Origin of the sequence: Pseudomonas sp. 22526 (genome assembly GCF_052044735.1) — a bacterium.
In the GTDB taxonomy this organism is placed as follows: domain Bacteria; phylum Pseudomonadota; class Gammaproteobacteria; order Pseudomonadales; family Pseudomonadaceae; genus Aquipseudomonas; species Aquipseudomonas piscium.
In genome coordinates this window covers 1-8,746 of the sequence record NZ_JBQENK010000031.1, presented here as the reverse complement: position 1 = coordinate 8,746, position 8,746 = coordinate 1, and the positions used below count along the sequence as shown (strand labels likewise).

10 protein-coding genes are annotated in these 8,746 nt (G+C 62.0%); 1 reads left to right on the top strand and 9 read right to left on the bottom strand.

What is annotated here, in order from left to right:
* Nucleotides 1–81: 81 nt before the first annotated feature.
* From ACTJKT_RS29695 to ACTJKT_RS29655, 9 genes are all read right to left on the bottom strand, one after another.
* Nucleotides 82–585: a DoxX family protein gene (locus ACTJKT_RS29695; protein WP_440790057.1), complete on the bottom strand. Its 504-nt coding sequence runs from the start codon at nucleotides 583–585 to the stop codon at nucleotides 82–84.
* Nucleotides 586–587: 2 nt separating this feature from the next.
* Complete coding sequence (locus tag ACTJKT_RS29690) at nucleotides 588–1,358, bottom strand: HvfC/BufC N-terminal domain-containing protein (RefSeq protein WP_440790055.1); 771 nt, start codon at nucleotides 1,356–1,358, stop codon at nucleotides 588–590.
* Entirely contained in the window at nucleotides 1,355–2,248 is an 894-nt protein-coding gene (gene bufB, locus ACTJKT_RS29685) for an MNIO family bufferin maturase (protein ID WP_440790053.1), read from the bottom strand. Before bufB ends, ACTJKT_RS29690 begins: the two co-directional genes overlap by 4 nt.
* Before the next feature lie 19 nt (nucleotides 2,249–2,267).
* Complete coding sequence (locus ACTJKT_RS29680) at nucleotides 2,268–2,573, bottom strand: BufA1 family periplasmic bufferin-type metallophore (protein WP_124339670.1); 306 nt, start codon at nucleotides 2,571–2,573, stop codon at nucleotides 2,268–2,270.
* Nucleotides 2,574–2,876: 303 nt separating this feature from the next.
* Nucleotides 2,877–3,578, bottom strand: coding sequence for an ABC transporter ATP-binding protein (locus ACTJKT_RS29675; RefSeq protein ID WP_440790050.1), 702 nt, complete (start codon nucleotides 3,576–3,578; stop codon nucleotides 2,877–2,879).
* Entirely contained in the window at nucleotides 3,579–4,346 is a 768-nt protein-coding gene (livG, locus tag ACTJKT_RS29670) for a high-affinity branched-chain amino acid ABC transporter ATP-binding protein LivG (protein ID WP_007926620.1), read from the bottom strand.
* Nucleotides 4,343–5,599, bottom strand: coding sequence for a high-affinity branched-chain amino acid ABC transporter permease LivM (locus ACTJKT_RS29665; RefSeq protein ID WP_097302221.1), 1,257 nt, complete (start codon nucleotides 5,597–5,599; stop codon nucleotides 4,343–4,345). The genes livG and ACTJKT_RS29665 overlap by 4 nt, the downstream gene beginning before the upstream one ends.
* The gene (gene livH / locus ACTJKT_RS29660) at nucleotides 5,596–6,519 is read right to left on the bottom strand and encodes a high-affinity branched-chain amino acid ABC transporter permease LivH (protein ID WP_007926616.1); all 924 of its coding nucleotides are present in this window, start codon (nucleotides 6,517–6,519) and stop codon (nucleotides 5,596–5,598) included. Before livH ends, ACTJKT_RS29665 begins: the two co-directional genes overlap by 4 nt.
* 231 nt (nucleotides 6,520–6,750) lie before the next feature.
* On the bottom strand, nucleotides 6,751–7,878 hold the full coding sequence (locus tag ACTJKT_RS29655) for a branched-chain amino acid ABC transporter substrate-binding protein (RefSeq protein ID WP_440790047.1): 1,128 nt from the start codon (nucleotides 7,876–7,878) through the stop codon (nucleotides 6,751–6,753).
* A gap of 213 nt (nucleotides 7,879–8,091) precedes the next feature.
* Here ACTJKT_RS29655 and ACTJKT_RS29650 point away from each other — a divergent pair, with 213 nt between their 5' ends.
* Nucleotides 8,092–8,529: a DUF2288 domain-containing protein gene (locus ACTJKT_RS29650; protein ID WP_440790045.1), complete on the top strand. Its 438-nt coding sequence runs from the start codon at nucleotides 8,092–8,094 to the stop codon at nucleotides 8,527–8,529.
* Nucleotides 8,530–8,746 lie beyond the last annotated feature (217 nt).

Sequence of the window (8,746 nt, the reverse complement as noted above, 5' to 3'; positions counted from 1 at the left end):
TGGCCACGCCGCGGACTGTCTGAAAAACCGCGTTATCCTTCATCGCGCGCAAGCTTCGCTCCTACAGGATCGGGGGAGCGGCTAGTGGTAGCGGCGGGCGATCAGGTGGTCGATGGACAACTTGCCGGGGCCGCGGGCCATCAGGTACAGCAGCACCGCTGCCCAGGTACCGTGGGTCGGGTAGGCGTCGGGGTAGACGAACAGCTGGATGACCAGGGTCATGCCCAGCAGCGCCAGGGCCGAGAAGCGCGTGGCGAAACCGATCAGCAGCAGAATGGGGAACAGATGCTCGGCGAATGCCGCCAGGTGCGCGGCCAGTTCGGGGGAGAGCAGCGGTACCCGGTACTCGCTCTGGAACAAGGGAATGGTCGAGTCGGCCAGGCGTGGCATGCCGAGTTCGAATGTCCCGGAGAACAGATCGATGGCCAGGCCCTCGACCTTGGTCTGGCCGGATTTCCAGAACACCGCGGCGATGGAAAAGCGGGCGATAAAGGCGATCAGGCTGTGGGGAATACGCTCCAGCAGCTGGATGAGCCGGTTCACCCCGTGGGTGAGTGGATGATGGTTGGTGCAGTGGGTGTGCATGTTCAGATCTCGGAATAGGGGGACAGGCGGGTGATGGCGCCGCGACCGATCAACAGCGCCAGGGCCTGGCTCGGATCGAATGCTGGATCGGCTGCCAAGGCATCGGTCGCGGCGACCTGTAGCGGCTGCGAGTGGTGCAGGCCGTGGATGAAGCAGGCGGCTCCGGCGTCGATGGCGAACACCTCGACCTCCAGGTCGTGACGCAGTACCAGGGCGTTCTGCCCTTGCTGCAGGTCGATTGCCTGCCAGTCGCCATCGCCCTGGTGGGCGGCCCATAAGGCGACCACCGGATGGGCCGACGCCAGCAGGCCGAGCGAAGGGTGCAGCTCCAGGCGCAATTGCCCCAGGGTCGCAGGCTCGGCCATGGCCGCGGCGATCTGCTGCGGTGGTACCGGGCAGGCGTCGGCGGCGTGATAGGCCGTGACCCGCAGGCGTTCCAGGCGCGCGACATCCGCCAGGTAAGGCAGGCCGGCGGCGGGAGGGAAACCGCCGATGAAATCGGCGAAGTCATGGCCATAGTCACTGAGCACCGCGCTGGTGGGCGGGAAGCGCCTGACATAGAGCGCGGCCATGGCCCGGAAGAACTCATCGCCCACCAGTTGCGCCACCACCGGATAGGCATCGGCCAGGGCGTTGATCAACGAGCTCTGCACATTGTTGCGGTACACCGCGAAGCGGCTGGCCGGGTCGGCGCCGTTGCCGCAGTACAGGCCCGCGGGGCAGGGCTGGTCGGGGTCGAGCAGGGCGCTGGCGAAGCTGGCTTGGGTGTTCACGGCAGCCTCCTGGCGCATTGCAGCAGCTCATCCGCCTGGCGCACCTCGGCATGCAGCACGGAAAACGCCGGCACCTGGTTGTCGCGCTCGATCAGGGTCGCGGTCGGTCCGATCCGTTCCAGCAGCCGCAGGTACAGCGCCCACACGGCGTTGTCGATCGGTGCGCCGTGATCGTCGATCAGCAAGCGGTCGCCCAGGCTGTCGCTGTCTTCGGCAAAGCCAGCGAGGTGAATCTCGCCCACCGCGGGCAACGGCAGGGCATCGATATAAGCCAGCGGGTCGCGCCGGTGGTTGATGCACGACACGTAGACATTGTTCACGTCCAGCAACAGGCCGCAGCCGGTGCGGCCTATCACCTCGCGGATGAACTCGGCCTCGTCCATGCTCGACTGGCGAAACTCCAGGTAGGTCGCCGGGTTCTCCAGCAGCATGGGGCGGCGCAATGTGTTCTGCACCTGGTCGATGTGTTCGCAGACGCGGTCCAGCGTCGGCCGGTCATAGGCCAGGGGCAGCAGGTCATTGAGAAACACCGGGCCGTGGCTGGACCAGGCCAGGTGTTCGGAAAAGGACTGGGGTTGATAACGCTCGATCAGCACGGCCAGGCGTTTCAGGTGCTGTTGGTCCAGCGGACCTTCAGCGCCGATCGACAGGCCGACGCCGTGCAGCGACAGCGGGTACTGTTCGCGGATCAGCCCCAGGTAGTGGTGGAACGGCCCGCCGGCGACCATGTAGTTTTCCGCATGGACTTCAAAGAAACCGATATCGGGCTGTTCCCTCAGGACCTGGCGAAAATGTTCGGTCTTGAGCCCCAGCCCGGCGCGTTGCGGCAGGCTGGAGGCGGTCGCCTGAGTGGCGGGACGCAAGGGAAGTGGTACGGCCGTGTTCATCATCGACACTCAGGCAGGTGGCTTACGACTTGGCTTTGTAGGCTTGCAGCTGGCCAAAACCGGTGGGCGAGGTGCTGCTGGCGGTTTTCTCGCAGGTGCCTTTAGGCACCAGCTTCCAGGCGTTGGCCTGGTGGTCGACCTTGGCGGTGCCGGCACAGGTGGTGCCCGCGCCTGCCGCGCAATCGTTCTTGCCTTTCATGGCGACGCCAAAGCATTTCTCCATGTCGTCGGCGGCCTGGGCGGTGGTCGGCAGCGCGGCCATGCTCAAGGCCGAACCGAGGGCCAGGGCCAGGGTGGCGGCGGACAGGGTGCGAGTGGTAGCGGTCATGGTGTTTCTCCAGAAAAGGTATTGGGGAAGGCAGGCATTCGTGCCTGCTTACCCCTCTAGAGTAGAGGCGATGGGGCTTGTTACAGCCCGAGCGAAAAAATTTCCATCTGTAGCCGCTGCCGCAGGCTGCGATCGGGGCAACGCCCCGCAAAGGCTGACGACTCGGAAAGTCCGGTACACCGCGCTGCCAGTGATTGCGACGGCTTCGCCGTCGATCGCAGCCTGCGGCAGCGGCTACAGGAGGGGGGATTTCCAGGCGAAAAAAAACGGCCCCGAAGGGCCGTTCTTTCTTGCAGCAGGTGCTCAGCCGCCCAGATAGGCTTCGCGCACCTTGGGGTCGGTCAGCAGGGCTTCGCCAGTGCCTTGCATCACCACCCGGCCGTTTTCCAGTACATAGGCACGGTCGGCGATCTTCAGCGCCTGGTTGGCGTTCTGCTCCACCAGGAACACCGTCACGCCGTCACGGCGCAGCTGTTCGATGATGTCGAAGATCTGCTGGATGATGATCGGCGCCAGGCCCAGGGACGGTTCGTCGAGCAGCAACAGCTTGGGTTTGCTCATCAGCGCACGGCCGATGGCGAGCATCTGCTGTTCGCCGCCGGACATGGTGCCGCCGCGCTGGTTGAAGCGTTCCTTGAGGCGCGGGAACAGGCCCAGGACCTTGTCCATCTGCTCCTGGTAGTCGCCCTTGTCGGTGAAGAACCCGCCCATGGCGAGGTTCTCCTCCACGGTCAGGCGGGCGAATACCCGACGACCTTCCGGCACCACGGCAATGCTCTTGCGCATGATCTGCGCGGAGCTCTGCCCCACCAGTTCCTCACCCAGGTAACGGATGCTGCCGCTGTGGGCCTGCGGCGAACCGCAGAGGGTCATCAGCAGGGTGGATTTGCCGGCGCCGTTGGCGCCGATCAAGGTGACGATCTCGCCCTGGCGGATCTCGACGTTGACGCTGTGCAGCGCCTGGATCTTGCCGTAGAAGGTGGAAACGTTTTCGAACTGCAGCATTTACGCTTCCCCCAGGTAGGCTTTGATCACTTCAGGATTGTCGCGGATCTGTTCCGGCGTGCCGTCGGCCAGGGGCGTGCCCTGGTTGATCACGACGATGTGGTCGGAAATGCTCATGACCAGCTTCATGTCGTGTTCGATCAGCAGCACGGTGGCGTTGTGCTCTTCGCGCAGCACGCCGATCAGCGCCTTGAGGTCTTCGGTTTCCCGCGGGTTGAGGCCGGCGGCCGGTTCGTCGAGCATGAGGATCCGCGGACGGGTCATCATGCAGCGGGCGATTTCCAGGCGGCGTTGCTGACCGTAGGCCAGGGTGCCGGCGGGACGGTTGGCGAACTCCTTGAGGTTGACCTTTTCCAGCCAGTACTCGGCGTATTCCATGGCCTCGCGCTCGCTCTTGCGAAACGCCGGGGTCTTGAACAGGCCGGCCAGGAAGTTGGTGTTCAGGTGACGGTGCTGGGCGATCAACAGGTTCTCGACCGCGGTCATGTCCTTGAACAGCCGCACGTTCTGGAAGGTGCGTACCACACCCTTGAGGGCGATCTTGTGGCCGGGCAGGCCCTGGATCGGCTCGCCGTCCAGCAGGATGCTGCCGGCGGTTGGCTGGTAGAAGCCGGTCAGGCAGTTGAACACCGTGGTCTTGCCGGCGCCGTTCGGGCCGATCATCGATACCACTTGTTTCTCTTTGACGGTCAGGGCCACGCCGTTGACCGCCAGCAGGCCGCCGAAGCGCATGCTCAGGCCCGTTACTTTCAGAATCTCACGGCTCATTTGCGCAGCTCCATGTGAGGACGTTGCATGGGCAGCAGGCCTTGAGGACGCCAGATCATCATCAGCACCATCATGGCGCCGAACATCAACATGCGGTATTCGCTGAATTCACGCATCAGTTCAGGCAGCAGGATCATCACGGTGGCCGCGAGGACCACGCCCAACTGCGAGCCCATGCCGCCCAGCACCACGATGGCGAGGATGGTCGCGGACTCGATGAAGGTGAAGGACTCCGGGGTCACCAAACCCTGGCGCGCGGCGAAGAAGCTGCCGGCGAAACCGGCGAAGCAGGCACCCAGGGTGAAGGCCGACAGCTTGATCACAGTCGGGTTCAGGCCCAGTGCGCGGCAGGCGATTTCGTCTTCACGCAGGGCTTCCCAGGCACGCCCCAGGGGCATGCGCAGCAAGCGGTTGATGACGAACAGGGCGAACAGCGCCAGCAACAGCGCGACCAGGTAGAGGAAGATCACCTTGTTGATCGAGTTGTATTCGATGCCGAAGTACTCGTGGAAGGTCTGCATGCCCTCGGCGGCCCGGCGTTCGAAGGACAGGCCGAAGAACGTCGGTTTATCGATGTTGCTGATGCCGTTCGGACCACCGGTGAGGTCGGTCAGGTTGCGCAGGAACAAGCGGATGATTTCACCGAAGCCCAGGGTCACGATCGCCAGGTAGTCGCCGCGCAGGCGCAATACCGGGAAGCCCAGCAGGAAGCCGAAAGTGGCTGCCATCAGGCCGGCGATAGGCAGGCAGATCCAGAAGCTCAACCCGTAGTAGTGCGACAGCAGCGCATAGCTGTAGGCGCCCACGGCGTAGAAGCCGACGTACCCCAGGTCCAGCAGGCCGGCCAGGCCGACCACGATGTTCAGGCCCAGGCCGAGCATCACATAGATCAGCACCAGGGTGGCGATATCCACCGCGCCGCGGGAGCCGAAGAACGGCCAGATAAACGCACCGATGATCAGCGCAATGATGACCCAGCGCTGGGTGGTCGGCAGGGTCAGGAAGTTACTGGCCTTGGCCGGGATCACCGGCATGTTGGGCGAGGACTTCCAGGCCGCGCTGATCTGATGGTCGAACAGCACCCGCAGGAACATCAGCACCGAACACAGGGCGATGATGGTCAGCGTGGTGGGGCTGGTGCCATGGACTTCCAGGTTGATGCCGACGATGGTCAGTTTCAAACCGAGTATCGGGTAGGCGACGGCCCACACCAGCAAGGCGCTGAAGAACGCCTGTCGAAGATTCCTAGTCATACTTTCTCAACCTCCGGACGGCCCAGCAGGCCGGTTGGCCGGAACAACAACACCAGAACCAGCAGGCCGAACGCCACGACGTCCTTGTACTGGTCGCCGAAGATATCGGCACCGAAGGCTTCCGCCACCCCAAGTACCAGGCCGCCCAGCATGGCGCCCGGAATGCTGCCGATGCCGCCCAGTACCGCGGCGGTGAAGGCCTTGAGACCGACCAGGAAGCCGGCGTTGGGGTTGATCACGCCGTATTGCATGCTCAGCAGCACGGCCGCGATCGCCGCCAGCGCGGCACCGATCACGAAGGTCAGGGCGATGATGTTGTTGGTGTTGATACCCAGCAGGTTGGCCATCTTGATGTCCTCGGCGCAGGCACGGCAGGCGCGGCCCAGGCGGGAACGGGAGATGAACAGGGTCAGGCCGAGCATGGCGATGAGGGTCACCACGAACACCACGATTTGCATGTAGGAGATCAGCACTTCATGTGCGCCACCTGGCCCGATGGAGAAGTTGCCCGGGATCAGGTTGGGAATGGATTTGTCCTTGGAGTCTTGCGCCAGCAGAACCGTGTTCTGCAGGAAGATCGACATGCCGATGGCGGAGATCAGCGGGATCAGACGGTTGCTGCCGCGCAGGGGGCGATAGGCGATCCGTTCGATGCTGTAGCCGTAGGCACTGGTAACGACGATGGTCGCGATGAAGGCCGCGGTCATCAACAGCGGGACACTGTCGAGTCCCATCATGGTCAGCCCCGCGATGGCGATGAACGCCACATAGGAACCGATCATGTACACCTCGCCGTGGGCGAAGTTGATCATTCCAATGATGCCGTAAACCATCGTATAGCCGATGGCGATCAGGGCATACGTGCTGCCAACGGTGAGACCGTTAACCAGCTGTTGGAAAAAGTGATAGAGGTCAGGCATTACAGCGCTCCTAAAAACCTGATACGCATTTCACTGGTGGAGTCATTTTCCCGCCTGTGCCCCGTGGATCTGCATCCACTTCGGTTCAGGTTTTGCCAGCGAACCGCTGATGACGGTTTTGAGATTTTCAGGTGGGCGGGCTTCCGGATCACGGAAGACAGGCCCAATACGTTCGTAAAACAAAGCCCACGGCACGCCGTGGGCTTTATTGGCAGTCAGTCAGACAGGGCCTTACTGAGGCGAGACTTCGGTTTTAGGTTTGCCGAAGTGCCACTCGTAGACCACGAACTTGAAGTCTTTCAGGTCGCCCTTGGCGTCGAAGCTCAGGTCGCCAGTCGGGGTCTTGAAAGTACCGGCGTGGATGGCTTCGGCCACTTTGGTCGGGTCTTCGCTCTTGGCCGCGGTGATACCGCCGGCAATGACTTCAACCGCGGAGTAGGAAGGGAACACGAACGGACCGCTCGGGTCTTCTTTCTTGGCCTTGAACGCATCTGCCAGGGCCACGTTGGCCGGATCCTGGTCGAAGGATTTCGGCAGGGTCACCAGCAGGCCTTCGGAAGCGTCCTTGGCGATCTGCGAAATGGAGTCGTTACCCACGCCTTCCGGACCCATGAACTTGGCCTTCAGGCCTTTTTCCTGGGCTTGGCGCAGGATCAGGCCCAGCTCGGGGTGGTAGCCGCCGTAGTAGACGAAGTCGACGTTGGCTTGCTTGAGCTTGGCGATCATCGAGGAGAAGTCTTTGTCGCCGGCGTTGATGCCTTCGAACACTGCAACCTTGGTGCCTTTCTTCTCGAGGGTCTGTTTGACGGCGGTGGCGATGCCTTCACCGTATTGCTGCTTGTCGTGCAGCACGGCAACGATTTTCGGCTTCACGTGGTCGGCGATGTAGTTGCCGGCGGCAGGGCCCTGGGCGCTGTCCAGGCCGATGGTGCGGAACACCATCTTGTAGCCACGGGTGGTGATGTCCGGGCTGGTGGCGGCGGGGGTGATCATGACCACGCCTTCGTCTTCGTAGATGTCCGAAGCCGGTTGAGTGGAGCTGGAGCACAGGTGACCGATCACGAACTTGACGCCGTCGTTGACGACTTTGTTGGCTACGGCAACGGCTTGTTTCGGGTCGCAGGCATCATCGTATTCGACGGCCTGGAGCTGCTTGCCATCGACGCCGCCCTTGGCGTTGATTTTTTCGATGGCCATTTTCGCGCCACTGAACTGCATGTCGCCGTACTGGGCTACAGGGCCGGTCTTGGGGCCGGCGATGCCAATCTTGATGGTGTCAGCTGCGAACGAATGGCTGGCGACTCCGGCCAGAACCATAGCGGCAAACAGTTTGGAAATCTGCTTAGTAGCCTTATTCATAGTGCTCCACTCTTACTGTTGTAATTTTTATAGTCCTGGCGCCGTAGCAGCAGAACCGGGTCAGATATCTCTTGGATATCCCCGGAAAATGCCCCCGGCAACTGTACCGGTACAGTGTAGAGCGCCGATTGTTAGCCTGGGAAGCTGGCGCCAGGGGGCAAAATCAGGGGGTGTCGCTTTATTGAAAGAAAAAGACAGAATCGCGGCGGGGTTTTGACCGTATTCAGCGAGCAATCCTTGGCTCTCCTGCACTTCTCTATCGTTGACGCAATTGCAACCGGGTTTGTCTGCCAGAGCACCGACGTTATCATTGCGCCGATTTCTTTTCGGGACAGGCCCATGACTCAAGAACCTAGCACCCTCTATGCCAAGCTGCTTGGCGAAACCGCATCTATTACCTGGAAGGAGCTGGAGCCGTTCTTCGCCAAGGGTGCCCTATTGTGGGTCGACGCCGAGCTGGATCTGATCGAGGCGGCTGAGGCAATGGCTGAGAACCAGGCCGGAAAAGTCTCTGCCTGGCTGGCTGCCGAGAAGGTGGGCAAGGTGTCTGCAACGCGGGCGCTGGATCTGGTGGAGCGCGATCCGCTGCTGTGGGCGGTGGTGGTTTCGCCGTGGATTCTGGTCCAGGAAAGGGCGCAGGCCGAAGGTTGAGCACCAAAACGGTGCCTGGTTTTTTCGGCTGAAAGTGTGTAGCCGAGTAACCGCGATCAGGCTAATGGCAAGTTGCCGTAGAGAAAGGCCCCAGCTTGACGGTGACGTAAGCGGAATGGGAACAGTTTTCAAGGCCGCCTGAGGGCGGCCTGATTGTTTCAGGGTATTAACAGCACTTCCCTATAAACGCCATTTCCCCCTGTAGGAGCGAAGCTTG